Origin of the sequence: Streptomyces sp. NPDC001796 (assembly GCF_042892355.1) — a bacterium.
Lineage (GTDB): Bacteria > Actinomycetota > Actinomycetes > Streptomycetales > Streptomycetaceae > Streptomyces.
Map to the genome: position 1 here is coordinate 712,824 of NZ_JBIAUC010000001.1, position 23,992 is coordinate 736,815.

Here is a 23,992-nt window from a genome sequence, read left to right on the forward strand (position 1 = left end):
CCGAATCATCCACCGGCAGCGGCCAGTTCCGTCGTCTCCAGGAGTTCGGCGAGGTGTACGAGGTCCGTGCCGCTCAGATGGGGCAGTGCACAGCCCGCGAGGGTGCGGCATGCGTCGCGCCAGGAGGACGGGATCGCCGCGCCACCGCCGAGGGCTCCCGTGAGTGCGCCCGCGAGGGCCGGGGCGGAGTCGGCCACCCGCGACAGGCAGGCGGCGGCGGGCACCGCCTCCGCGATGCGCCCGTGGGCCGCCGCAGCGAGGGCCAGGGCGACCGGGACGGTCTCCGCGGCCGCGACGCCGTAGCTGTAGACATGGTCGACGATCTGGTGTTCCAGCAGGGGCACGACGCGGAAGGCACCCTCGCCGTCGTGGGCCAGCTTCAGCGCGTGCCGGGCGTTGCGGCCGATCTCGGTGGACTCGGGGAGCTCGGCCAGCGCGGCCCTCACGCAGTTGTCGAGCGGTTCCCCGGACAGGGCGAGCGAGAGGGCCGCGGCCATGGCGCGGGCGCCGTGCACCCCGTCGCCGTCCTGGGTGTAGCGGGCGTCGAACTCGGCGAGTCCGGCGGCGAGTTCGGGCGAGCCCGGGTGGGCCACGGCGAGCACACAGGCCCGTACGCAGGCCGCGTCGTCGAAGTAGTGCGGGTTGTCGTGACCGGTGGCGGGCGGGCGCAGCCCGGTGGCGAGGTTGCCGAGGCCCGCGCGGACGGAGATGCGGGCCCGCAGGGGCATGACGGCCGACTCCGCTTCGGGGGTGCGGCCGGCCGGGGCGGCGACCTCGGCGGCGAGGGCGTTCCAGGACCGGTCGAGAGCGGCTCGTAGTGCGCGCTGCCGGTCGAGACCGCCGAGCGCGTCGGCGTCCTCGGCGCGCAGCAGGACCCCGGCCGTGAACGCCGCCCACTCGGCGTCGTCCGACGGTCCGAGCCGCAGCGGCTGCGGCGCCTGGTTGAGGGCGATCGGCACCGGCAGGGTGGTGGTCGCGTTCTCCTCGGCGAAGTTGTCCAGCTCCCGGGTCAGCCGCCGGGTCCACTCCGGCAGCCGTGCGGCCCGGTGCCGGGCGGCGGGCCACCCGGCGGCATCCCCGACGGCGAGCCCGATCAGCAGCCCCTCCACCCGCCGAGGCCCGCTCACGGCTCCCCCTGCGTCCGGTCGTGCGGCACCGCACCGAGTGGCGTACCCACGTCACGCCGTACGGCTCCTCGGACGTCACCCCGTACGGCTTCCTGGCCGTCACGCCCCACGGCTCCGCCACCCCGTACGCCCGGCCCCGTCTCCGGGACCCCTGTGCGCCCGGCCCCGCGGATCCGCGGGGCCCTCCCCTCTCGGACGCCCCCGGCCCCCTCCCCTCGGACGACCCCCGCGGCCCACTTCCCCCCGTCCCCCGGCGTCAGCAGATCGGCGACGTCCAGCACGTGGTGCCCCTCCACCGACGGCAGGCAGCGTCCCCGTGCCGGGCCGATCACGGCCGCCCACCCCCGGGGGATCGCCGCGATCCCGCGGGTCGCGCCCGCCAGTGCGCCTGCGACCGCCGCCGTGGTGTCGGCGTCGCGGCCCATGTTGACCGCGGCGAGCACCGACTCCCGGAAGTCGCCGCCTGCCGCCACGTACGCGCCGAACGCCAGGGCGACCGCCTCGGGCGCGAGATCCGTCCAGGGGTATCCGTCGATCACCACCGCGGAGCGGACCGCGCGGGCGCCCCGGTGGGCCACGGCGACCGCGCGCCGCAGCGAGCGGGCGGTCCACGAGTCCTCGGGGACGGCCGCGAGGGCCGAAGCCACCACGGCGCTCGTCGACGCTCCGGTCATCGCCGCCGCGACACCGGCCGCGACCGCCCGGCCGCCGTGGATGCCCTCGCCCTCATGGCTCACCGAGCCGTCGATCGCCACCAGCCGCGCCGCCTCCGCCGGGCGGCCCGCCGCGAACACCCCGAAGGGCGCCGCTCTCATGGCGAGCCCGTCGCTCCAGGCGTGCCGGTGCTGCGCGGAGACGGGGGCGGCAAGGCCCCGGCGCAGGTTCTCCAGCGTCCCGCGCTCGCTGAAGCCCGCCCCCCGGAACGGCCCCTCGTCCCGGTCCGCGATCCACTCGTGCCAGGCCGCCTCCACATGTGCCACGGTGAGCGCCGAGCCGTGCCGGGCCAGCAGCAGCCCCGAGAAGATGGCGTACTCGGTGTCGTCCGTGCCGCACGGGTGCTCGGTGACGAACCCGGTGATACGGCCCCAGCGGGCCCGGATCTCGGACGGCTCCAGGTTCTCGGCGGGCGCCCCCAGCGCGTCCCCGACGGCGAGGCCGAGCAACGCGCCCCGCGCCCGTTCCCGGGGACCGGCGGCGTCCTCGGGCGCCTGTACGGGGGGACTGCAGCCGATGGCCATACGGTGCCTCTCCTCTCGGGGCGCCCCCTGTGCGGATCTGTCCCCCCGAAACCGCGGCGCAGAGCCTTGCGGGCCTCAGCATCACCCGTCCGGCATCTGAGCGCTAGACAGCACGAATGAGCGCAAGACGGCAAAGATGCAGGTTAGCCCAGCCTTTCCTTGCTGGCGGGGCGGAAATTCAAGGCGTAGATTCTGTGTTGTCGAAAGATAGAACGTGTCCAAACCTAGCTTTGCCTAAGCTTCCTGGGGAACTTCATGGCCATCATCGAGACCGAAGCGACGCTGCACGAGGCGCACCGGGACAACCACACCCACCGGGATGTCAACGGGGGCTGGCTGCGTCCGGCCGTGTTCGGCGCGATGGACGGGCTGGTGTCCAACTTGGCCCTGATGACGGGTGTCGCGGGCGGATCCGTCAGCCAGCAGACGATCATCATCACGGGCCTCGCGGGTCTGGCCGCCGGGGCCTTCTCCATGGCCGCAGGCGAGTACACCTCCGTCGCCTCGCAGCGTGAGCTGGTCGAGGCCGAGCTCGATGTCGAGCGGCGGGAGCTGAGGAAGCACCCGGAGGACGAGGAGGAGGAGCTGGCGGCGCTGTACGAGGCGCGCGGCGTCGAGCCCGCACTGGCCCGCGAGGTCGCCAAGCAGCTGTCCCGCGACCCAGAGCAGGCCCTGGAAATACACGCCCGCGAGGAGCTCGGCATCGACCCGGGCGACCTGCCTTCCCCGCTTGTGGCCGCCGTCTCCAGCTTCGGGTCCTTCGCGCTCGGCGCCCTGCTGCCCCTCCTGCCCTATCTGCTCGGTGCCCACGCCCTGTGGCCCGCCGTGCTTCTCGCGCTCCTCGGGCTCTTCGCGTGCGGCGCCGTCGTGGCCAAGGTGACCGCGCGCAGCTGGTGGTACAGCGGCTTCAGGCAGCTCGCCCTCGGTGGTGCCGCGGCGGGTGTGACGTACGTCCTGGGCACTTTGTTCGGTACGGCCGTACGATAAGCGCAGGCTAGTTATGCGAGGGACCGCATAAATAGTTGTTACTCGACGGTTTCGCGTGCTTAACCAGCGGGCATGAGCCGTACGCGCCGCGGGCAATGAGGCCTGCTCCGCACCCCTCGCGGTGGGCGATGTTGCCTTCCGTGCCCGGGTCGACGGACACTGATCTGTCCGCTTGTGCCCCCTCCACTCCGTCGCCGTGCGTGGAACCCGCGCCACGCCCCGGCGATGTCCGCATGTTGGAACGGTCTATCCCGGTTCCCGAGAACCGCTCCATCATGTAACCTGCACGAAATTTTGACTCTTCGCAGAGGGCCAACGTCGTCCCTCGGCACCTGCATATGCCACATGACGACGACGGGAGAGCCGATGCGTACGCCGCGCCAGCCGTCCCAGCACTCCGCGAATGGCCAGAACTGGTCCTTCATGGATGCTCGCCCTGCTGCGCAGGGTATGTACGACCCCCGCAACGAGCACGACGCCTGTGGCGTCGGCTTCGTGGCCACCCTCACCGGCGAGGCGAGCCATGCGCTGGTCGAGCAGGCGCTCACGGTTCTGCGCAACCTGGAACACCGCGGTGCCACCGGCTCCGAGCCCGACTCGGGTGACGGCGCCGGCATCCTTTCCCAGGTCCCCGACGCCTTCTTCCGCGAGGTGGCCGGATTTGAACTGCCCGAGGCGGGCGCCTACGCCGTCGGTATCGCCTTCCTGCCCGAGGACGGCACCGCCGGGGCCGCCTCGGCGATCGAGGCGATCGCCGCCGAGGAGGGCCTGACCGTCCTGGGCTGGCGCGAGGTCCCGGTCGCTCCTGAGCTGCTCGGTGCCACCGCCCGCTCGACGATGCCGGCCTTCCGCCAGCTGTTCGTGACGGACGGCGTGAGCAAGGGCATCGACCTCGACCGCAAGGCGTTCGTGCTGCGCAAGCGCGCCGAGCGCGAGGCCGGCGTGTACTTCCCGTCACTGTCCGCGCGCACGATCGTGTACAAGGGCATGCTGACCACCGGCCAGCTCGAGCCCTTCTTCCCGGACCTGTCCGACCGCCGCTTCGCCACGGCCATCGCGCTCGTCCACTCGCGGTTCTCCACGAACACCTTCCCGAGCTGGCCGCTCGCCCACCCGTACCGCTTCGTCGCGCACAACGGCGAGATCAACACGGTCAAGGGCAACCGCAACTGGATGGTCGCCCGCGAGTCGCAGCTGATCTCCGACCTGTTCGGTGAGCAGGACAAGCTGGAGCGGATCTTCCCGATCTGCACCCCGGACGCGTCCGACTCGGCCTCCTTCGACGAGGTGCTCGAGCTGCTCCACCTCGGGGGCCGCTCCCTGCCGCACTCCGTGCTGATGATGATCCCGGAGGCGTGGGAGAACCACGACTCCATGGACCCGGCCCGGCGCGCCTTCTACCAGTACCACTCCACGATGATGGAGCCCTGGGACGGCCCGGCCTGCGTCACCTTCACCGACGGCACCCAGGTCGGCGCCGTGCTCGACCGCAACGGTCTGCGTCCCGGCCGCTACTGGGTGACCGACGACGGTCTCGTCGTGCTCGGCTCCGAGGTCGGCGTCCTCGACATCGACCCCGCCAAGGTCGTCCGCAAGGGCCGCCTGCAGCCCGGCCGCATGTTCCTCGTCGACACCGCCGAGCACCGCATCATCGAGGACGACGAGATCAAGGCGACCCTCGCCGCCGAGCAGCCCTACGCCGAGTGGCTGGAGGCCGGCGAGATCGAGCTGGGCGATCTGCCCGAGCGCGAGCACATCGTGCACACCCACGCCTCGGTCACCCGCCGCCAGCAGACCTTCGGCTACACCGAGGAGGAGCTGCGCGTCATCCTCGCCCCGATGGCCAAGACCGGCGCCGAGCCGATCGGCTCCATGGGCACCGACTCGCCGATCGCCGCGCTGTCCGAGCGTCCGCGCCTGCTCTTCGACTACTTCACCCAGCTGTTCGCGCAGGTCACCAACCCGCCGCTGGACGCGATCCGCGAGGAGCTGGTCACCTCGCTGCGTTCCTCGCTGGGCCCGCAGGGCAACCTGCTGGAGCCGACCGCGGCCTCCTGTCGCTCCGTCGTGCTGCCCTTCCCGGTGATCGACAACGACGAGCTGGCCAAGCTCATCCACATCAACGCCGACGGCGACATGCCCGGCTTCAAGGCCGCCACGCTGTCCGGCCTGTACCGGGTGCACGGCGGCGGTGACGCCCTCGCCGCGCGCCTCGAGGAGATCTGCGCCGAGGCCGACGCCGCCATCGAGAACGGCGCCCGCCTGATCGTCCTGTCGGACCGCCACTCGGACGCCGAGCACGCGCCGATCCCGTCGCTGCTGCTCACCGCGGCCGTCCACCACCACCTCATCCGCACCAAGCAGCGCACCCAGGTGGGCCTGCTGGTCGAGGCCGGCGACGTCCGCGAGGTCCACCACGTCGCCCTGCTCATCGGCTACGGCGCCGCCGCCGTCAACCCGTACCTGGCGATGGAGTCCGTCGAGGACCTCGTCCGCGCAGGCACGTTCCTGCCGGGTGTCGAGCCCGAGAAGGCCATCCGCAACCTGATCTACGCCCTCGGCAAGGGCGTCCTGAAGGTCATGTCCAAGATGGGCATCTCGACGGTCGCCTCCTACCGCGGCGCCCAGGTCTTCGAGGCCGTCGGCCTGGACGAGGCCTTCGTCGAGAAGTACTTCAACGGCACCGCCACCAAGATCGGCGGCGTCGGCATCGACGTCATCGCCAAGGAGGTCGCCGCCCGCCACGCCAAGGCCTACCCGGCCTCCGGCATCGCTCCGGCGCACCGCGCGCTGGAGATCGGCGGCGAGTACCAGTGGCGTCGTGAGGGCGAGCCGCACCTGTTCGACCCGGAGACGGTCTTCCGCCTCCAGCACTCCACGCGCACCGGACGCTTCGACGTCTTCAAGAAGTACACGGCCCGCGTGAACGAGCAGTCCGAGCGCCTGATGACGCTGCGCGGCCTGTTCGGCTTCAAGTCGGACCGGAAGCCGATCCCGATCGAGGAGGTCGAGCCGGTCTCGTCGATCGTCAAGCGGTTCTCCACGGGCGCCATGTCGTACGGCTCCATCTCCCAGGAGGCGCACGAGACCCTCGCCATCGCCATGAACCAGCTGGGCGGCAAGTCCAACACCGGTGAGGGCGGCGAGGACCCGGAGCGCCTGTACGACCCGGCGCGCCGCTCGGCGATCAAGCAGGTGGCCTCCGGCCGCTTCGGCGTGACCTCCGAGTACCTGGTCAACGCGGACGACATCCAGATCAAGATGGCCCAGGGCGCCAAGCCCGGTGAGGGCGGCCAGCTGCCCGGCCACAAGGTGTACCCGTGGGTGGCCAAGACCCGGCACTCGACGCCGGGCGTGGGGCTCATCTCCCCGCCGCCGCACCACGACATCTACTCCATCGAGGACCTGGCGCAGCTGATCCACGACCTGAAGAACGCCAACCCGCAGGCCCGCGTCCACGTGAAGCTGGTCTCCGAGGTCGGCGTCGGCACGGTCGCGGCCGGTGTGTCCAAGGCGCACGCGGACGTGGTCCTCATCTCCGGCCACGACGGCGGCACGGGCGCCTCCCCGCTCACCTCGCTGAAGCACGCCGGCGGTCCCTGGGAGCTCGGCCTCGCCGAGACCCAGCAGACCCTGCTGCTCAACGGTCTGCGCGACCGCATCGTCGTGCAGACCGACGGCCAGCTGAAGACCGGCCGTGACGTGGTCATCGCCGCGCTGCTCGGCGCCGAGGAGTTCGGTTTCGCGACCGCTCCGCTCGTCGTCTCCGGCTGCGTCATGATGCGCGTCTGCCACCTGGACACCTGCCCGGTCGGCATCGCCACGCAGAACCCGGTCCTGCGCGAGCGGTTCTCCGGCAAGGCCGAGTTCGTCGTGAACTTCTTCCAGTTCATCGCGGAGGAGGTCCGCGAGCTGCTCGCCGAGCTGGGCTTCCGCTCCATCGAGGAGGCCGTCGGCCACGCCGAGGTCCTGGACGTCACCCGCGCGGTGAACCACTGGAAGGCGCAGGGCCTGGACCTGGAGCCGCTGTTCCACGTGCCCGAGCTGCCCGAGGGCGCGGTGCGCCGCCAGGTGATCGCGCAGGACCACGGTCTGGAGAAGGCGCTCGACAACGAGCTGATCAAGCTCGCCGCCGACGCCCTGAACGCGGACTCCCAGGCCGACGCCCAGCCGGTGCGCGCCCAGGTCGCGATCCGCAACATCAACCGCACGGTCGGCACCATGCTCGGCCACGAGGTGACGAAGAAGTTCGGCGGCGCGGGCCTGCCCGACGACACGATCGACATCACCTTCACGGGCTCCGCGGGCCAGTCCTTCGGCGCCTTCGTGCCGCGCGGTGTCACCCTGCGCCTGGAGGGCGACGCCAACGACTACGTCGGCAAGGGCCTGTCCGGTGGCCGGATCGTCGTCCGGCCGGACCGCGCCGCCGACCACCTCGCCGAGTACAGCGTGATCGCGGGCAACACCCTCGCCTACGGCGCGACCAGCGGCGAGATGTTCCTGCGGGGCAAGGTCGGCGAGCGGTTCTGCGTCCGCAACTCCGGCGCGCTGGTCGTCGCGGAGGGCGTGGGCGACCACGGCTGCGAGTACATGACCGGCGGCCACGCGGTGGTCCTCGGCGAGACGGGCCGCAACTTCGCGGCCGGTATGTCGGGCGGTGTCGCGTACGTCATCGACCTGGACCGCGACAACGTCAACGCCGGCAACCTGGCCGCCGTCGAGGCCCCGGACGACGCCGACAAGCAGTGGCTGCACGACGTGGTGCGCCGCCACCAGGAGGAGACCGGCTCGACCGTGGCCGAGAAGCTCCTCGCCGAGTGGGACACGGCCGTGACCCGCTTCAGCAAGATCATCCCCAGCACGTACAAGGCAGTGCTCGCCGCCAAGGACGCCGCCGAGCGAGCCGGTCTGACCGAGACCGAGACCCACGAGAAGATGATGGAGGCGGCGACCAATGGCTGATCCCAAGGGCTTCCTGAACCACGGCCGCGAGGTCGCCAAGTCCCGCCCCGTCGAGGAGCGCGTCAGGGACTGGAACGAGGTCTACGTCCCCGGCTCCCTGCTGCCGATCATCAGCAAGCAGGCCAGCCGGTGCATGGACTGCGGCATCCCGTTCTGCCACAACGGCTGTCCGCTCGGGAACCTGATCCCCGAGTGGAACGACTACGCCTACCGCGAGGACTGGACGGCCGCCTCCGAGCGGCTGCACGCCACGAACAACTTCCCGGAGTTCACCGGCCGCCTGTGCCCCGCTCCGTGCGAGTCGGCGTGCGTGCTCGGCATCAACCAGCCGCCGGTCACCATCAAGAACGTCGAGGTCTCGATCATCGACAAGGCGTGGGACAGCGGCGACGTCAAGCCGCAGGCCCCCGAGCGCCTGTCGGGCAAGACGGTCGCGGTGATCGGATCCGGCCCCGCCGGTCTCGCCGCCGCCCAGCAGCTGACCCGGGCCGGCCACACGGTGGCCGTGTACGAGCGCGCGGACCGCATCGGCGGTCTGCTCCGCTACGGCATCCCCGAGTTCAAGATGGAGAAGCGGCACATCAACCGCCGTATCGAGCAGATGCGCGCGGAGGGCACCCGCTTCCGTACGGGCATCGAGATCGGCCGTGACCTGAAGGCGTCCGACCTGCGCAAGCGGTACGACGCGATCGTGATCGCCGCGGGCGCCACCACCGCTCGCGACCTCCCGGTGCCCGGCCGTGAGCTCAAGGGCATCTACCAGGCGATGGAGTACCTGCCCCTGGCCAACAAGGTCCAGGAGGGCGACTACGTCACCGCCCCGATCTCGGCCGAGGGCAAGCACGTCGTCGTGATCGGCGGAGGCGACACGGGCGCGGACTGCGTGGGCACCGCCCACCGCCAGGGCGCGGCCTCCGTCACGCAGCTGGAGATCATGCCCCGCCCGAACGACGAGCGGCACCCCACGAACCAGCCGTGGCCGACCTTCCCGATCCTCTACAAGGTCACCTCGGCCCACGAGGAGGGCGGCGAGCGGATCTACTCCGCCTCGACGACCCACTTCGAGGGCGACGAGGACGGCAACGTGCAGTGGCTGCACCTGGCCGAGGTCGAGTTCGTGGACGGCAAGCTGACGCAGAAGCCGGGCACCGAACGGAAGATCCCCGCCCAGCTGGTCACCCTCGCCATGGGCTTCACCGGCACCGACCAGCAGAACGGCCTGGTCGAGCAGCTCGGCCTGGCGCTGGACGAGCGCGGCAACATCGCGCGCGACGCCGACTTCCAGACGAACGTGCCGGGCGTGTTCGTGGCCGGTGACGCGGGCCGCGGCCAGTCGCTGATCGTCTGGGCGATCGCCGAGGGCCGCTCGGCCGCCCGCGGCGTCGACCGCTACCTCACCGGCGCCAGCGACCTGCCGGCCCCGATCCGGCCGACGGACCGCGCACTGACGGTCTGACGCAGGGATCGACCAACAGACGTCCCGTACAAAGGCGTACGGAACACAGACGGCGCCTGCCACCTTGTCCCCGACCGGACGACCTGGCAGGCGCCGTCGCATGTCCGCTGCTCGGCCGGTCAGTCGGGTGACCCTGCCAGGGCCCAACCAGAAGACTTCGTGGCGTAACCTCGGCGTTCCCGCACCGCACCGAAGAGGGAGCTCCATGGCCGCGATCAGCCTCACCAAGGTGGAGCAGACCGCCCCCGCGCTGGTCGGCCTGTACAAGACCGCCGGGGTATCGCTGCGCAAGCACGGCCTCGACGGGCAGCGGGCCGCCGTCTACCTCGTGGTCGACCACTCCGGGTCCATGCGGCCCTACTACAAGGACGGCAGCGTGCAGGCGCTCGCCGAACGTGTGCTGGGGCTCTCCGCGCATCTCGACGACGACGGAAGCGTGCCGGTCGTCTTCTTCTCCACCGATGTCGACGCCGTCTCCGACATCTCCCTGGCCGACCACCGGGGCCGTATCGACCGGATCGTCTCCGGGCTCGGGCACATGGGCAGAACCGGCTACCACGTGGCGATGGACGCCGTCATCGACCACTACCTCGACAGCGGCACCCGGGAGCCGGCCCTCGTCGTCTTCCAGACCGACGGCGGGCCCACCGACAAGCTCGCCGCGGAACGGTATCTGTGCAGGGCCGCCAAGCTGCCCATGTTCTGGCAGTTCATCGGGTTCGGAGACCCGGACAGCAAGCAGTTCGACTTCCTGCGCAGGCTCGACGAGCTGGCGGTGCCCGGGAAGCGGGTCGTCGACAACGCCGGGTTCTTCCACGCCGGTACGGACCCGCGGACTGTCCCCGACGCCGAGCTGTACGACCGTCTGGTGGGAGAGTTCCCGCAGTGGCTCGCGGCGGCGCGGGCGCTCGGCATCGTGACGTGAGCGTGCTCATGTGCCGGGGTCGACACCACTGAGGACGGTGGCCCGGCACTGCGCGGGCCCACCCCACGCCGTGCGCAGCGCACGCGCCTTGGTCAGCCACAGGGACAGGTCGTACTCGGCGGTGTAGCCGATCGCCCCGTGCAGTTGGAGCGCGGTCCGGGCGCTCGCGTACGCAGCCTCGCAGGCCGCGACCTTGGCGGCGGCCACGTCCGCCGGCGTCATGGACAGGGCCGCTCCGAAGAGCAACGGACGCGCGAACTCCAGGGCGATCTTCGCGTCGGCCAGACGGTGTTTGACGGCCTGGAAGGAGCCTGTGGGGACACCGAACTGGACGCGTTGCCCGACATGGGCGACGGTCCTGTCGAGGAGGGCCAGCCCCACGCCGAGCGCCTGGGCCGCGGTGGCGAGGCGGGCCCAGAGGACGGCGTCCGGGGGGACGGCGGGGGAGAGCAGTTCCCCACCGGGGAGCGGGGTGGCAAGGCGCCGGGCAGGGTCCAGGGACGGGCGTATGTCCCGGGCGCCCGGTGCCCGCCATACCTGGCCGTCCCTGAGAGCGAGGACGAGGTCCGCGGTGTCCGCGTCCAGGGCGTACGGTGCGCCCACCGTGGCCATCGCCTCGCCCGACGCCAGCTGGGGCAGGAGCCGCCCGGCGGGCTCGGGCCGTCCGGACAGGAGCGCCGCCGCGAGCACCGTCTCCACCAGCGGGCCCGGCACCGCGTGCCGCCCCAACTCCACGAAGGCCACGGTCAGTTCCACGGGAAGCGGCCCCACCCCTTCGTACGCCTCCGGGACCGCCAGTGCGAAGACGCCCGCCTGCGCGATCCGGGACCACAGCGCCCGGCCCGCCATCGGGTCGCCGGCGCCCCAGGCCCGTACGACCGAGGGGGTGTCGGCAGCGGTCAGCAGCGCGTGCAACGAGCCCGCGAACGCGCGCTGTTCATCGGTGAGCAGGAAACGCATCAGCCATGGCCTTTCGGGAGCGGGCGCATCAGCGGCGGCCCTTCGGCAGGCCGAGCAGGCGTTCGGCGATGATGTCGCGCTGGATCTCGTTCGTGCCGGCGTAGATGGGCCCCGCGAGGGAGAAGACGTACCCCTCCGCCCAGCCGGTGTCCGCCAGCTCGCCTTCTCCGCCCAGCAGATCCAGAGCCGTCTCGTGCAGCGCGATGTCGTGCTCCGACCAGAACACCTTGTTCATGCTGGACTCGGGACCCAGCGGCTCGCCGTGAAGGAGGCGGGACGCGCCCGCGTATGTGAAGAGCTGGTAGGCGCGGGCGCCGATCACCGCGTCGGCCACCCGGTCCTGTGCCCGCACCGGGCATCCGCGCTCCCGCCACAGCTCCACCAGCCGGTCGGCGGCGGCCAGGTAGCGGCCGGGGGAGCGGAGGGTGAGCCCGCGTTCGTTGCCGGCTGCCGACATCGCGATCCGCCAGCCCTCGCCCGGCTCGCCGATCACGTCCTCGTCGGGCACGAACACCTCGTCCAGGAACAGCTCGGCGAACGCCGGTTTCCCGTCGAGGCGGTCGATCGGTCGGACCGTCACTCCGGGCGCGCGCAGGTCGAACATCAGATAGGTCAGCCCCTGGTGCTTCGGTGCCTCCGGTTCGCTGCGGAACAACCCGAACGCCCGATCCGCGAAGGCCGCCCGCGACGACCAGGTCTTCTGCCCGCTCAAACGCCAGCCGCCGTCCGTGCGCACCGCTCTTGACCGCAGGGAGGCCAGGTCCGAACCGGCCTCCGGCTCCGACCACGCCTGCGCCCAGACCACCTCCCCGCGCCCCATCGGCGGCAGCACCCGGGCCCGCTGCTCCTCGGTGCCGTGGTCGAACAGGGTGGGCGCCAGCAGATGGATCCCGTTCTGGCTCACCCGGCCCGGTGCGCCGGCCGCGTAGTACTCCTCCTCGAAGATCAGCCACCGCACCAGCCCCTCGCCCCGCCCCCCGTACGCGGTCGGCCAGGACACCACCGACCAGCGGTGCGCGGCCAGTTCCGCCTCCCACATCCGGTGCGCCGCGAAGCCCTCCTCGGTCTCCAGCGAGGGCAGCGGAGCCGCGGGCACATGGGTCGCGAGCCAGGCCCGCGCCTCGGCGCGGAAGGCCTCGTCCGCGGGGGAGTGGGTCAGGTCCACGAGCTCCGTCCTTCCGCCGTTCCTCGCCAATCTTCCCTAACAAGTGTTTGGTAGGTTAGCGTGGCCTCATGACAGGCGTCGAGAGTCCGGCGTACGTACCCGGCCACGGGCTGCTGCGGGGGCGCACCGCGGTGATCACCGCGGCGGCCGGTGCGGGGATCGGCGGCGCGACCGCGCGCCGGTTCCTGGAGGAGGGCGCGCGTGTCCTGATCAGCGACGCGCACGTGCGCCGCCTCAAGCGGTGCGAGGCGGAGCTGGCCGGGGAGTTCGAGGGCTCGGTGACCGCGCTGCCGTGCGACGTGACCGACGAGACCCAGGTCCGGGCCCTCTTCGACACCGCCGTCCGGACCCATGGCCGACTCGACGTCGTCGTCAACAACGCCGGCCTGGGCGGCACCGCCGCGCTCGTCGACATGACCGACGAGCAGTGGTCGCGCGTGCTGGACGTGACACTGAGCGGCACCTTCCGGTGCCTGCGCGCCGCCCTGCGCGCGATGAAGGAGGCCGGCGGTGGCGTGATCGTCAACAACGCCTCGGTGCTCGGCTGGCGCGCCCAGGCCGGACAGGCCCACTACGCCGCCGCGAAGGCGGGCGTGATGGCCCTGACCCGGTGCGCGGCCATGGAGGCGGCCCCTTACGGCGTGCGGGTCAACGCGGTCGCGCCGAGCCTCGCCCTGCATCCGCACCTGGTGAAGGTCACGACCCCCGAACTCCTTCAGGAGCTGACCGCGGGAGAGGCGTTCGGGCGGCACGCCGAGCCGTGGGAGGTGGCCAACGTGATCGTCTTCCTGGCGTCCGGCTACTCCTCGTACATGACCGGCGAGGTCGTCGCCGTCAGCAGCCGGCATCCCTAGGCCCGGCGATGGACCCGCGCGCCCGGGATCACAATGGATCCGTGCCGACCAAGCCGACCAACAAGAAGCCACAGGTGACCGCCGCGCCCGCCCGCCGCCGCGAACTCCTCGACACCGCCGCCGAGGTCTTCGCCGAGCAGGGCTACAACGCCACCACCGTACGCACGATCGCCGACCACGCCGGAATGCTCGCGGGCAGCCTCTACTACCACTTCGACTCCAAGGAGTCGATGCTGGAGGAGATCCTGCGCACCTTCCTGGACGAGCTGTGGGACGGCTACGACACCGTCCTGGACGCCGGCCTCGGCCCGCGGGAGACGCTGGAGGCACTGGTCACCGAGTCCTTCCGGGAGATCGACCGGCACCGCGCGGCCGTCGCGATCTACCAGAAGGAGTCCAAGCAGCTGGCGGTGCAGGAACGGTTCGCGTTCCTCGCCGAGTCGCAACGCAAGTTCGAGAAGGCGTGGCTGTCCACCCTGGAACGGGGCGTCGCCGAGCGGGTCTTCCGGGCCGATCTGGACGTCCGGCTCACCTACCGGTTCGTGCGCGACACCGTGTGGGTCGCCGCCTCCTGGTACCGGCCCGGTGGACAGCACAGCCCGGAGGAGATCGCCCGCCAGTACCTGTCGATGGTGCTCGACGGGATCGCCGTACGCGAGGAACAGCAGGAGCACAGAAGCACGTGAGCAGCCGTATGTGAACCGTCGTCCTGCACGAGGGAGTCCACCATGGCCGAGGCCTACATCGTCGAAGCGGTCCGTACGCCCGTCGGGCGGCGCCGGGGCGGGCTCAGCGCGGTCCATCCGGCCGACCTGGGCGCACACGTTCTGAAAGCCCTCATGGAGCGCTCGGGCGTGGACCCGTCCGCCGTGGACGACGTCGTCCTCGGCTGTCTGGACACCGTCGGGCCGCAGGCCGGGGACGTCGCGCGCACCTGCTGGCTGGCCGCCGGACTGCCGCAGGAGGTGCCCGGCGTGACCGTCGACCGGCAGTGCGGCTCCTCCCAGCAGGCCGTGCACTTCGCGGCACAGGCCGTCATGTCCGGCACCCAGGACCTGGTGGTCGCGGGCGGGGTGCAGAACATGTCGCAGATCCCGATCGCCTTCGCCTCCCGTCAGGCCGCCGAACCGCTCGGCATGACCGAGGGGCCGTTCGCGGGCAGCGAGGGCTGGCGAGCCCGCTACGGCGACCAGCCCGTCAACCAGTTCGTCGGCGCCGAGATGATCGCCGCCAAGTGGGGCATCACCCGGCGCGACCAGGAGGAGTACGCCCTCCGCTCGCACCGGCGGGCGGTGCGCGCCATCGACGAGGGCCGCTTCGAGAAGGAGACCGTCGCCTACGGGGACGTCACGGTCGACGAAGGCCCGCGCCGGGACACCTCCCTGGAGAAGATGGCCGAGCTGAAGCCGGTCCTGGAGGGCGGCACCGTCACCGCCGCCTGCTCCTCGCAGGTCTCCGACGGCGCGGCGGCCCTGCTGCTGGCCTCGGAGCGGGCCGTACGGGAACACCGGCTGACCCCGCGCGCCCGGGTCCACCACCTCTCGGTGCGCGGCGAGGACCCGATCCGCATGCTGACGGCCCCCATTCCGGCGACCGCGCACGCCCTCAAGAGGACCGGGCTCACGATCGACGACATCGACCTCGTCGAGATCAACGAGGCGTTCGCCCCGGTCGTCCTCGCCTGGCTGAAGGAGACCGGCGCCGACCCGGAGAAGGTCAACGTCAACGGCGGCGCCATCGCCCTCGGCCACCCCTTGGGTGCCACCGGAGCCAAGCTGATGACCACCCTCCTGAACGAGCTCGAGCGCACCGGCGGCCGCTTGGGTCTGCAGACGATGTGCGAAGGCGGCGGCCAGGCCAACGTGACGATCATCGAACGGCTCTGAACCCTTCCAAGGACCCGAGCACCCCCTCCGCCTCCGTCATGATCCGCCCCACCAGCTCCGCACACGACGGCAGGTCGTCGATCACCCCGGCGACCTGCCCGGACGCCATCACCCCGAGATCCGTCCGCCCCTGAACCATCGCGGTCCTGAGCAGCATCGGCGTGTTCGCCGCCAGCAGTACCTGGCTCCAGCTCAGCTCCTTGCCGTGCTTCAGGGCGAGGCCGTCGCGGATCATCCGCGGCCACGTCAGACCCGACAGCCTCCTGAACGCCGACGCCCTGCGCACCGCCCGCAGCAGCGCCCGCGCCCGGCCCACGCGCTCCAGCGAGTCCACGAACGGCGTGCGCAGCATGCGGTGCGGCAGCCCGTCCACCGCCGTCGTCACCGTCACATCCCGCACCGACGCCGCCAGATAGCGCGCCTTCACCGCCTCGGGCACCGTCGAGTCCGACGTCAGCAGGAACCGCGTGCCCATCGCGATGCCCGCCGCCCCGTACGCCAGCGCCGCGACCAGCCCGCGCCCGTCATGGAAGCCGCCCGCCGCCACCACCGGGATGTCGACCGCGTCCACCACCTGCGGCAGCAGTACCGTCGTCGCCACCTCACCCGTGTGTCCGCCGCCCTCGCCGCCCTGCACGATCACCGCGTCCGCACCCCAGGAGGCCACCTTCTCGGCATGCCGCCGCGCTCCCACGGACGGGATCACGACGACCCCCGCCGCCTTCAGCTCGGCGAACAGCTCGGCCGACGGCGCCAGCGCGAACGACGCCACCCGCACGCCCTCCTCAACGAGCATCCGCACCCGATCGCCGGCGTCCTGAGCGTCCGCCCGCAGATTCACGCCGAACGGCGCGTCCGTCCGTGCCCTGACCTCCCGTATCGCCTCCCGCAGCTGGTCGAGCGTCATGGTCGCGGAGCCCAGGATCCCGAGTGCGCCCGCGCCCGCCGCGGCGGAGACCAGACGGGGCCCGGCCACCCAGCCCATGCCCGTCTGCACCACCGGATGCCGGACCCCGACGAGCCGGGTGAGGGCGGTGTCCATCAGAGCCCACCGCCCTCACCGACCCGGTCGGGCACCTCCCGCTCCCGGGTCCCGTCCGGATCGATCACCTCACGGATCAACCGCAGCTCCTCAGTCGTCGGTTCACGGGTGTAGGGAACGTCGTCGGGGACCGTCGGCTCGAAGCCCGTCGCCTGCCGCACCTCCGCCACCGTCACCCCCGGATGCAGTGAGGCCAGCCGCATCGACCGGTCAGGGGTGTCGAAGTCGAACACACCGAGGTCGGACACGACGCGCGCGATGTGGTGGAAGCGGGCGGTGACCGGGTGACGGGCCGCCCGGTCGTACCCCACCCCGCACACCATGTCGACCCGCTCGACGAACACCCGCCGTGAATGCCGCGGTATCCAGTAACTGGTCGGATGGTTGAGGGTGTTGACCGGCGCTCCGCGCACCCCGAGCAACTGCCGCCGGGGTTCTGCCCACTCCCCGATGCACGAGATGTTCTGGTTGCCGAAACGGTCGATCTGGCCGGCGCCCATCATCACGTGCCGCCGACCGCCGGTCACCAGCTCCAGATGCTGCCGGTACGGCAACCAGCCCTCCACCGTGCCGTCGGCGTCCACCAGCATCGCCTCGCCGTCGGTGAGCAGCAGGTCCGGGGCGAAGGTCCGCCGCGCCAGCCGCGCCCCGATCGACGGGATGGGGCCCATGGGGCTCGCGAGGATCTCCCCGGCGCCGCGCCAGGCCTCGGCGCACGCGATCACGCAGTACTCCGCGCGGCTCGCTCCGCTCATGACCGCTCCTCGTGCCAGGCCCGGACGGCCGACTGGTAGGCGTGTTCGTCCCCGGTGAGGAACCGCCCGGCGAACCGGGCCCACTCGGTGGTGGCGTAGTGCCTCTGGAACGCCTCGTCCCGGTCGTGGTCGGGTGCGCAGGACGTGAAGTGCGCGCCGTTCGGAGCCTGGACCACCCCCGTCACGGCGTGCCGCTTGATCAGCAGGGTCTGCGGTGCGGCCTCCTTCGTCAGCTCAGCGGTGTCCACGATCCGCTCGCACGAGACGTACGCAGCGTCGGCCGCCTCGCAGAACAGGTCGTCGAAGTACGGGTCCGGGCCCAGGTACTGGCCGTTGCCCAGGCGGTCGGCACGGTTGACGTGCACCAGGGCGGCGTCCATCCGCAGCGCGGGCATCGCCACGAACTCCTCGCGCGGGCCGGGCGAGGCGGTCCCGCCGTCGCCGGTGAAGGGCCACCCGTCCCCGTACGGCGACGTCACCGTCCGCAGGCCGGGGTTGACCCGCAGCACGTCCGAGCCGACGCCCGCCCGCACCGGCAGGAACGGCAGCCGGTTCGCCGCCGCGCGCAGCCCCCACATGAACATCGCCTCGTCGACCTCCACCAGCTCCAGCGCACCGCTCTCCCGGGCCGCCCGGAAGTGCGGTTCGAGCGGGATCGAGTCGAGGGTCGTGAACGCGGCGACCAGCCTCCGGATCCGCCCCGCCGCCGCGAGCATGCCGACGTCCGGACCGCCGTAGGACACGACCGTCAGATCGGTGATCCCGGAGCGGAGCAGCGCCCGCACCAGGGCCATCGGCTTACGGCGCGAGCCCCAGCCCCCGATGCCGAGGGTCATGCCGCTCTCCAGCCGGGAGACGACCTCCTCGGCGGTCATCGTCTTGTCCCCCACCTATCCGCCCTCCTTCCCGAAGGTGTCCCGGACCCGGCCGGCCACCCCGCTGAGGTTCGCCTCGAACGTGAAGCCCTGCTCGAAGCGGTAGCTTCGGCGCACGTCGACCGGGTCGATGCCGTTGAGCGCGGCCTTGGCCAGCCGGAGCAGCTCACCGTCCTTGGCGGCGATCTCACCGGCCAGCTCCAGCGCCGCCGCCCTGAGGCCGTCCCGCGGCACGACCCGCCACACCGAGCCGTGCGCATGCAACTCGCCCGCCGTCACCGTGCGCGCGGTGTAGTACAGGGCACGCATCAGATGCGGTGGAACCAGCCGCGCCAGATGCGTGGCCGCACCCAGGGCGCCCCGGTCCAGCTCGGGCAGCCCGAAGACGGCGTCCTCGCTCGCCACGATCGCGTCGGCGTTGCCGACGAGCCCTATCCCGCCGCCCAGGCAGAACCCCTGCACGGCGGCGACGACCGGCACCTCGCACTCGTACACCGCCGCGAACGCCTCGAAGCACCCCCGGTTGGCCCCGATCAGCGCGCCGCTGCCCCCGGCCTGTATCTCCTTGATGTCCACACCCGCGTTGAAACCGCGCCCCCGCGCGGCCAGCACGACACAGTGGACCTCCCGGTCGCGGCCCGCCGACCGCACGGCGTCGGCCAGGGCGAACCACCCGGCCACCGGCAGCGCATTCACCGGCGGGAAGTCGACCGTGACGACGGCGACCCCTTTTCCCGGGCACGAGGTGGAGACACCCATGGGCACATCAGCTACCTTTCCACCAAACGTTTGTTAGGTGCGATTCGAAGCTAGCAGCCGCCGCGAGCCGGTGGGAGGGCCTGTGGAAAACCTGCGCGGCCGTACGGCCGTCGTCACCGGCGGCACCCGAGGCGTGGGGGCCGGCATCGCCCGGGCGTTCGTCGCGGCCGGCGCCCAGGTCGTCGTCTGCGCCCGCCGGCCACCCGAAGCAGCCCTGCCCGGCACCGAGTTCGTCCCGCTCGACGTGCGCCACCCGGACGCCGTACGCGACTTCTTCACCGCACTTCCCCGCGTCGACGTGCTGGTCAACAACGCGGGTGGCACCCCCTACCGGCTCCTCGCCGACGCCGGGCCCGAACGGCACGCCCGGGTCGTCGAACTCAACCTCGTCGCACCCCTGACCGTGTCCCTTGCGGCGTACGAGCACCTCCGGTACGCCCGGGGAGCGGTCGTGATGATCGGCAGTGTGAGCGGCGGCCGCCCCTCGCCGGGCAGCGCGGCCTACGGGGCGGCCAAGGCGGGGCTGGAGAGTCTCGCCCGCTCCATGGCCGTGGAGTGGGCGCCCGAGGTGCGGGTCAACACGCTCGTCGTCGGGATGGTCCGCACCGAACTGTCCTGCCTCCACTACGGCGACGAGGACGGCATCGCGGCCGTCTCCCGCACCGTCCCGCTCGGCCGTCTCGCCGAGCCGTCCGACATCGGCGAGGCCGCCGTCTTCCTCGCCTCGGACGCCGCCGCGTACATCACCGGCGCGAGCCTCCTCGTCCACGGGGGAGGGGAGCGCCCGGCGTTCCTCGACGCGGCGACCGCCAACAAGGGCGGCAAGGGCGGCAAGGGCGCTCCGGAAACAGGAACAGGGGACATGCCGTGACCGGTATCGCCGACGGCCGTGTAGTGATCGTCACCGGCGCGGGCCGCGGTCTCGGACGCGCCCACGCCTTCGCGTTCGCCGCCGAGGGCGCGAGGGTCGTAGTCAACGACCTCGGAGTCGGCCTCGACGGCACACCCGGCGCCGAGAGTCCGGCCGGGCGGGTCGTCGAGGAGATCCGCGCGGCCGGTGGCGAAGCGGTCGCGCACGGCGGTGACATCGCGACGAGCGCAGGGGCCGCGTCCCTGGTGGCGGCCGCCCTGGACACGTACGGGCGACTGGACACCCTCGTCAACAACGCAGGTTTCCTGCGCGACCGGATGCTGGTCAATCTCGACGAGGACGAATGGGACGCGGTCGTGCGCGTCCACCTCAAGGGGCACTTCCTGCCGCTGAAACACGCGGTGGCGCACTGGCGTGCCGAGGCGAAGGCAGGGCGCACCCCCTGTGCCCGGGTCGTCAACACCAGCAGCGGCGCCGGGCTGCTGGGCTCGGTGGGGCAGGGGAACTACAGCGCGGCCAAGGCCGGCATCGTCGCCCTGACGCTGGTCGCGGCGGCGGAACTGGGACGCTACGGAGTGCAGGTCAACGCCATCGCGCCCGCCGCGCGTACCCGGATGACCGAGCGGGCGTTCGCCGGGACGATGGCGGCACCCGCCGCCGGCTTCGACGCGATGGCCCCGGAGAACGTCTCGCCCCTGGTGGTGTGGCTGGGATCCGCCGTGAGTGCCGGCGTCACCGGCCGGGTCTTCGAGGCGGAGGGCGGCCGGATCAGCGTCATGGAGGGCTGGGGGCGGGGCCCGACGGTGGACAAGGGCGCGCGGTGGAGTCCAGCTGAGGCTGGGCAGACGGCGCTGAAACTCCTGGCAGAGGCCGAGGCGCCGGGGGCCGTGTACGGGGTCGGAGCCGTGGCCGACTGAAGCCCGGAACCAGCGGCCGGAGGCCGGGCAGCGGCGGGCAGCCGAGTGCCAGGGGCCGGGAGTGGGCAGCCGCGGGGCGGCAGCCGAGTGCCGACGGCCGGCAGCCTTTGGGCGGCAGCCGAGTGGCGGCAGCCGAGTGCCGGCCGCCGAGTGACGGTGGCCGGGAGCCGACGGCGAGGGTTCCGTGCGTCCTATTCGGACAGGCGGGCCACGAACTTGCTCTGCCGCTCGGACATCACTGCCAGGAACCGGATCACGGTCTCCAGTTCCTGCGCGCTGAACTCCTCGCGCTCGTGCCCTCGACGAAGGAGAGGTCGGCCGGGCGCCCGGACGTCTTCGGCAGCCTGGTCCTGGCCGGGGGCCTGGTGGCGATCGTGCTGCCGCTCGTTCAGGGGCGCGTCAACGGCTGGCCGCTGTGGGGCTGGGTCTGCCTCGCCGCCGGCGTCGCCGCGGTCGTCGGACTCGGCGTCCTCGAGGCCGAACGGCGCGGTGGGGACACGGTGCCGCTGCTGCCGGTGCGGGCGTTCCGGCTGCCGGCGTTCTCCGTCGGTTTCCTCGTCCAGCTCCTCTTCTCCGCGGGCATGCAGGGCTTCTTCCTGATCTTCGCGATCTGGCTGCAGGGCGGCGAGGGCTACACCCCGATGCAGGCGGGTGTGGTGACGGTGGCGTTCTCGGCCGGCAGCTTCCTGACCGCGCCGATGGCGGACGGGCTGGCGGTGCGCTTCGGGCGGCTGGTGCTGGCGGCGGGCGCGGTGCTCATGGCCGGCGGGTTCGGGTCGGTGTGGGCGGCGGCGCACGGGGCGCCCGCCACGCACGCCGGAGCGTGGCCGCTGGTGCCGGGCCTGGTGCTCGCCGGCGCCGGGCTGGGCCTGCTGGTCGTACCCCTCGTCAACGTCGTGCTGTCCGCCGTCCCCGGCGATCTCGCGGGCGCCGCGTCCGGCATCTTCTCCACGGCCCAGCAGTTCGGCGGGGCGCTCGGGGCGGCCGTGATCGGCACCGTGTTCTTCGAGCAGATCTCGCACGGTCCGACGCGGGCGCTGACCGGAGCGATGCCGTGGGTGACGGGCGTGTTCGTGCTGTGCGCGGGGCTGTGCACGGCACTGCCCCGGCGGGCGGTGGCCGCGCCCGAGGAGTGAGCGCCGCAGGAGCTATGGGGGCGTGGGCCAGGAGGCCCGCGCCCCCGCTTGCACGCCTCACCCGGTGAGGGCGGCGGGCCCCGTCTGCAACAGGTCCACGATCAGGCGGTGTCCCGTCTGCTGGTCGTTCCCCGCCGCCGGCCGGCCGTCGCGCACCAGGGCGACCTCGACGGTCACCGTGCCCGGCTCCTGCTCCCAGCGGCGCGTGACGTACTCGTTCCCCGGGCCGTATGCCGCCTCCAGGCCCGCCCGGAGCTCGGCCGCGACGTCCAGTGCCAGCCATCGCCGCGCCTCGGCGAGCGCTTCCCGCCGTGCCCGGGCGCCATGGTCCAGCAGGGCCCTCACGCAGGCGGGGGAGCCGCGGCGGGCGGCGGCCACCAGCGGAGGTTCCCCGGCGGGGCCGGGCAGGTCCGGGTTCGCACCGGCCGCGAGCAGCTGCCGGACGACCTCGGCGTGGCCCCGTTGAACCGCCCATGTCAGCGCCCGGAACCCGTACCCCTCCTCCAGATCCGGATCCGCGCCGGCCGCCAGCAACGCCCGTACGACCTCCGTGTGGCCCCCGCAGGCGGCGCCGCACAGGGGAGCGTCGGCGCCCGCGCTGAGACGGTCGGGGTCGGCGCCGGCCGCCAGCAGCAGCCGTGCGACGCCCGGCGCGTCGCTGACCGCGGCCAGATACAGGGCCGTCTGGCCCTCCTCATCCGTCGACTCGGGGCTCGTACCCGTGCGCAGCAGCCGGAGGACCGCGTCCTCGTCGCCTGCGTACACCGCCGCGAACAGCCCCGGCGGCTCGTGCGTGTCCATGACTCGACCTTCGCTCCGAGAGGGCCGTGGGTGCAAAGACATATGAGGTGTTCTGTGCCACCTCTGCTCTGCCTCCGAGCCGCCTCACAGGCGGCACCGGGCGACGGCCGCGCTCATGTGTCGCGCTCCCGTCGCTCCGGGAGACCGTCGCGCTCATGCGCCGCGTTCCGGGTCGCTCCGGGCGGCTGCCGCGCTCATGTGCCGCGTTCCGGGTCGCTCCGGGCGACGGCCGCGCTCATGCGCCGCGTTCCGGGTCGCTCCGGGAGAGACGGCCGCACCTCAGGTGTCGCACTCCAGTACGGTGCGGCACAGCCCGCAGCGCGCCCGCACCCGCCCCCGTACCGGCACCCGGATCCGCTGGTGGCAGGTCGGGCACGGGAAGCAGACGCGCAGCGGGCCACGGCCGGCCGGGGTGAAGGAGTACGGGACGCCCGGGTGCGGGCCGACGGCCAGATGGTCCTGGGCCGAGCGGCGGTCCCTGGCGTAGCGGCGGCGGCCCGCCCAGCCGGCCGCCGTCAGCGGCGGCTGCTGCTCGTCGCGGCGGGCCTGCACCATGCCCTTCGTGTACGCCCTGTACGCCTGCGGGCTGGTGAACCAGACCGCGGGGTCCTCCCCGAACAGCAGCGCCCGCTTGGCGAGCACGTAGCCGAACTCCTCCGGGGTGAGATAGCCGAGCTTCTGCGACGACACCCCGTCCTCGCGGAAGGCGTCCAGCAGCAGCCAGCCCGCGCCCAGATACGTCGCCGCCGTGTCGGTGAGGATCTCGTTGTCACGCGTGCCGGGGAAGGACAGGCCGAGGCGGTGCAGATAGACGTGCATCACCTCGTGCGCGAGGGCCGCGCCGATGTCCCGGCGATGGGTGCGGAACCGGTCGTTGAGCTCCACGAAGTACTCGGGACCCGCGGCCAGTTCGACGTTCGCCGCGTGCGTCATCTCACGGAAGCTGACGATCATCCGGGCGTCCGGCAGCCTGTAGTGCCGCACCAGCTCGCGCGCCACCCGCTGCGCCCCCAGGTGCAGGTCGTCCTGGTCGCAGAAGGCCACGTCGACAGGGAGCACGCTGGTCGCGAAGGTGCGGATGGTGTCGTACGAGAGCCGCTTGTACAGGGCGGTGATGGCCGCCCGCACCGTGTCCAGATGTGGATAGCCGTGCTCGACCGGTCCGCCGTTCGCCACGTCCGCACCCCCTGGAGACGCCGGCTGTGCTTCCACTGTAGGCGGGCTCGCGGTCGGTGGCGGAGCGTACGCGTGGCGCCGCGCCACCGGGGTGGTGCGC

The 23,992-nt window shown here is 72.3% G+C and carries 20 protein-coding genes; 10 read left to right on the forward strand and 10 right to left on the reverse strand.

Going from position 1 to position 23,992, the window contains the following annotated elements:
- Nucleotides 1-5: 5 nt before the first annotated feature.
- Together ACFYZE_RS03185 and ACFYZE_RS03190 are read right to left on the reverse strand one after the other, a co-directional pair.
- Complete coding sequence (locus ACFYZE_RS03185; RefSeq protein ID WP_388987704.1) at nt 6-1,127, reverse strand: ADP-ribosylglycohydrolase family protein; 1,122 nt, start codon at nt 1,125-1,127, stop codon at nt 6-8.
- The gene (locus ACFYZE_RS03190) at nt 1,124-2,365 is read right to left on the reverse strand and encodes an ADP-ribosylglycohydrolase family protein (RefSeq protein ID WP_388987707.1); all 1,242 of its coding nucleotides are present in this window, start codon (nt 2,363-2,365) and stop codon (nt 1,124-1,126) included. The genes ACFYZE_RS03185 and ACFYZE_RS03190 overlap by 4 nt, the downstream gene beginning before the upstream one ends.
- Before the next feature lie 255 nt (nt 2,366-2,620).
- Here ACFYZE_RS03190 and ACFYZE_RS03195 point away from each other — a divergent pair, with 255 nt between their 5' ends.
- The 4 genes from ACFYZE_RS03195 to ACFYZE_RS03210 all read left to right on the forward strand — a co-directional run bounded on the left by ACFYZE_RS03195 (nt 2,621) and on the right by ACFYZE_RS03210 (nt 10,695).
- Nucleotides 2,621-3,352, forward strand: a complete 732-nt coding sequence (locus ACFYZE_RS03195) for a VIT1/CCC1 transporter family protein (protein ID WP_200416879.1) — start codon at nt 2,621-2,623, stop codon at nt 3,350-3,352.
- A 366-nt stretch (nt 3,353-3,718) separates the two neighbouring features.
- Nucleotides 3,719-8,314 (forward strand): glutamate synthase large subunit, encoded by a 4,596-nt coding sequence (gene gltB / locus ACFYZE_RS03200; RefSeq protein ID WP_388987941.1) that lies wholly within the window; start codon nt 3,719-3,721, stop codon nt 8,312-8,314.
- A complete protein-coding gene (locus ACFYZE_RS03205) occupies nt 8,307-9,770 on the forward strand; it encodes a glutamate synthase subunit beta (RefSeq protein ID WP_388987710.1) in 1,464 nt (487 codons plus the stop codon). Before gltB ends, ACFYZE_RS03205 begins: the two co-directional genes overlap by 8 nt.
- Before the next feature lie 205 nt (nt 9,771-9,975).
- Entirely contained in the window at nt 9,976-10,695 is a 720-nt protein-coding gene (locus ACFYZE_RS03210; protein ID WP_388987713.1) for a vWA domain-containing protein, read from the forward strand.
- A gap of 6 nt (nt 10,696-10,701) precedes the next feature.
- Here ACFYZE_RS03210 and ACFYZE_RS03215 read toward each other — a convergent pair whose 3' ends face one another.
- Complete coding sequence (locus ACFYZE_RS03215) at nt 10,702-11,655, reverse strand: acyl-CoA dehydrogenase family protein (RefSeq protein WP_388987716.1); 954 nt, start codon at nt 11,653-11,655, stop codon at nt 10,702-10,704.
- A 28-nt stretch (nt 11,656-11,683) separates the two neighbouring features.
- A complete protein-coding gene (locus tag ACFYZE_RS03220) occupies nt 11,684-12,820 on the reverse strand; it encodes an acyl-CoA dehydrogenase family protein (RefSeq protein ID WP_388987719.1) in 1,137 nt (378 codons plus the stop codon).
- 68 nt (nt 12,821-12,888) lie between these two features.
- Here ACFYZE_RS03220 and ACFYZE_RS03225 point away from each other — a divergent pair, with 68 nt between their 5' ends.
- The 3 genes from ACFYZE_RS03225 to ACFYZE_RS03235 are packed head-to-tail and all read left to right on the forward strand — an operon-like array spanning nt 12,889 to nt 15,560.
- Nucleotides 12,889-13,674 (forward strand): SDR family oxidoreductase, encoded by a 786-nt coding sequence (locus tag ACFYZE_RS03225; RefSeq protein WP_388987722.1) that lies wholly within the window; start codon nt 12,889-12,891, stop codon nt 13,672-13,674.
- 8 nt (nt 13,675-13,682) lie between these two features.
- Nucleotides 13,683-14,360, forward strand: coding sequence for a TetR/AcrR family transcriptional regulator (locus ACFYZE_RS03230; RefSeq protein ID WP_388987725.1), 678 nt, complete (start codon nt 13,683-13,685; stop codon nt 14,358-14,360).
- A gap of 42 nt (nt 14,361-14,402) precedes the next feature.
- Complete coding sequence (locus ACFYZE_RS03235) at nt 14,403-15,560, forward strand: acetyl-CoA C-acetyltransferase (RefSeq protein ID WP_388987728.1); 1,158 nt, start codon at nt 14,403-14,405, stop codon at nt 15,558-15,560.
- Here the strand turns inward: ACFYZE_RS03235 and ACFYZE_RS03240 are convergent.
- Genes ACFYZE_RS03240 through ACFYZE_RS03255 form a run of 4 tightly spaced genes read right to left on the reverse strand, consistent with a single transcriptional unit; the run spans nt 15,544 to nt 18,991 of the window.
- Nucleotides 15,544-16,602, reverse strand: a complete 1,059-nt coding sequence (locus ACFYZE_RS03240) for an NAD(P)H-dependent flavin oxidoreductase (RefSeq protein ID WP_388987731.1) — start codon at nt 16,600-16,602, stop codon at nt 15,544-15,546. The two genes, ACFYZE_RS03235 and ACFYZE_RS03240, sit on opposite strands and share 17 nt — an antisense overlap.
- Entirely contained in the window at nt 16,602-17,357 is a 756-nt protein-coding gene (locus ACFYZE_RS03245; RefSeq protein ID WP_388987734.1) for a CoA-transferase subunit beta, read from the reverse strand. The genes ACFYZE_RS03240 and ACFYZE_RS03245 overlap by 1 nt, the downstream gene beginning before the upstream one ends.
- Nucleotides 17,354-18,247 (reverse strand): CoA transferase subunit A, encoded by an 894-nt coding sequence (locus tag ACFYZE_RS03250; RefSeq protein ID WP_388987737.1) that lies wholly within the window; start codon nt 18,245-18,247, stop codon nt 17,354-17,356. Before ACFYZE_RS03250 ends, ACFYZE_RS03245 begins: the two co-directional genes overlap by 4 nt.
- Nucleotides 18,248-18,991 carry an enoyl-CoA hydratase family protein gene (locus ACFYZE_RS03255; RefSeq protein WP_388987740.1) on the reverse strand — a complete coding sequence of 248 codons (744 nt, stop codon included), beginning with the start codon at nt 18,989-18,991 and terminating at the stop codon, nt 18,248-18,250.
- Between the two features lie 91 nt (nt 18,992-19,082).
- Here ACFYZE_RS03255 and ACFYZE_RS03260 point away from each other — a divergent pair, with 91 nt between their 5' ends.
- The 3 genes from ACFYZE_RS03260 (at nt 19,083) to ACFYZE_RS03270 (ending at nt 21,915) form a co-directional block, all read left to right on the forward strand.
- The gene (locus tag ACFYZE_RS03260) at nt 19,083-19,862 is read left to right on the forward strand and encodes an SDR family oxidoreductase (protein WP_388987944.1); all 780 of its coding nucleotides are present in this window, start codon (nt 19,083-19,085) and stop codon (nt 19,860-19,862) included.
- Nucleotides 19,859-20,779 (forward strand): SDR family oxidoreductase, encoded by a 921-nt coding sequence (locus ACFYZE_RS03265; protein ID WP_388987743.1) that lies wholly within the window; start codon nt 19,859-19,861, stop codon nt 20,777-20,779. Before ACFYZE_RS03260 ends, ACFYZE_RS03265 begins: the two co-directional genes overlap by 4 nt.
- A gap of 293 nt (nt 20,780-21,072) precedes the next feature.
- Nucleotides 21,073-21,915: an MFS transporter gene (locus tag ACFYZE_RS03270; protein WP_388987746.1), complete on the forward strand. Its 843-nt coding sequence runs from the start codon at nt 21,073-21,075 to the stop codon at nt 21,913-21,915.
- A gap of 57 nt (nt 21,916-21,972) precedes the next feature.
- Here ACFYZE_RS03270 and ACFYZE_RS03275 read toward each other — a convergent pair whose 3' ends face one another.
- The gene (locus ACFYZE_RS03275) at nt 21,973-22,716 is read right to left on the reverse strand and encodes an ankyrin repeat domain-containing protein (RefSeq protein WP_388987750.1); all 744 of its coding nucleotides are present in this window, start codon (nt 22,714-22,716) and stop codon (nt 21,973-21,975) included.
- Nucleotides 22,717-22,995: 279 nt separating this feature from the next.
- On the reverse strand, nt 22,996-23,892 hold the full coding sequence (locus ACFYZE_RS03280) for a hypothetical protein (RefSeq protein WP_388987753.1): 897 nt from the start codon (nt 23,890-23,892) through the stop codon (nt 22,996-22,998).
- Nucleotides 23,893-23,992: the final 100 nt, after the last annotated feature.

Coding starts and splice junctions, on each gene's coding strand:
- ACFYZE_RS03190 (WP_388987707.1), bottom strand. CDS start 2,365: ATGGCCATCGGCTGCAGTCCCCCCGTACAGGCGCCCGAGGACGCCGCC.
- ACFYZE_RS03195 (WP_200416879.1), top strand. CDS start 2,621: ATGGCCATCATCGAGACCGAAGCGACGCTGCACGAGGCGCACCGGGAC.
- gltB (WP_388987941.1), top strand. CDS start 3,719: ATGCGTACGCCGCGCCAGCCGTCCCAGCACTCCGCGAATGGCCAGAAC.
- ACFYZE_RS03205 (WP_388987710.1), top strand. CDS start 8,307: ATGGCTGATCCCAAGGGCTTCCTGAACCACGGCCGCGAGGTCGCCAAG.
- ACFYZE_RS03210 (WP_388987713.1), top strand. CDS start 9,976: ATGGCCGCGATCAGCCTCACCAAGGTGGAGCAGACCGCCCCCGCGCTG.
- ACFYZE_RS03215 (WP_388987716.1), bottom strand. CDS start 11,655: ATGCGTTTCCTGCTCACCGATGAACAGCGCGCGTTCGCGGGCTCGTTG.
- ACFYZE_RS03225 (WP_388987722.1), top strand. CDS start 12,889: ATGACAGGCGTCGAGAGTCCGGCGTACGTACCCGGCCACGGGCTGCTG.
- ACFYZE_RS03230 (WP_388987725.1), top strand. CDS start 13,683: ATGGACCCGCGCGCCCGGGATCACAATGGATCCGTGCCGACCAAGCCG.
- ACFYZE_RS03235 (WP_388987728.1), top strand. CDS start 14,403: ATGGCCGAGGCCTACATCGTCGAAGCGGTCCGTACGCCCGTCGGGCGG.
- ACFYZE_RS03240 (WP_388987731.1), bottom strand. CDS start 16,602: ATGGACACCGCCCTCACCCGGCTCGTCGGGGTCCGGCATCCGGTGGTG.
- ACFYZE_RS03245 (WP_388987734.1), bottom strand. CDS start 17,357: ATGAGCGGAGCGAGCCGCGCGGAGTACTGCGTGATCGCGTGCGCCGAG.
- ACFYZE_RS03255 (WP_388987740.1), bottom strand. CDS start 18,991: ATGGGTGTCTCCACCTCGTGCCCGGGAAAAGGGGTCGCCGTCGTCACG.
- ACFYZE_RS03275 (WP_388987750.1), bottom strand. CDS start 22,716: ATGGACACGCACGAGCCGCCGGGGCTGTTCGCGGCGGTGTACGCAGGC.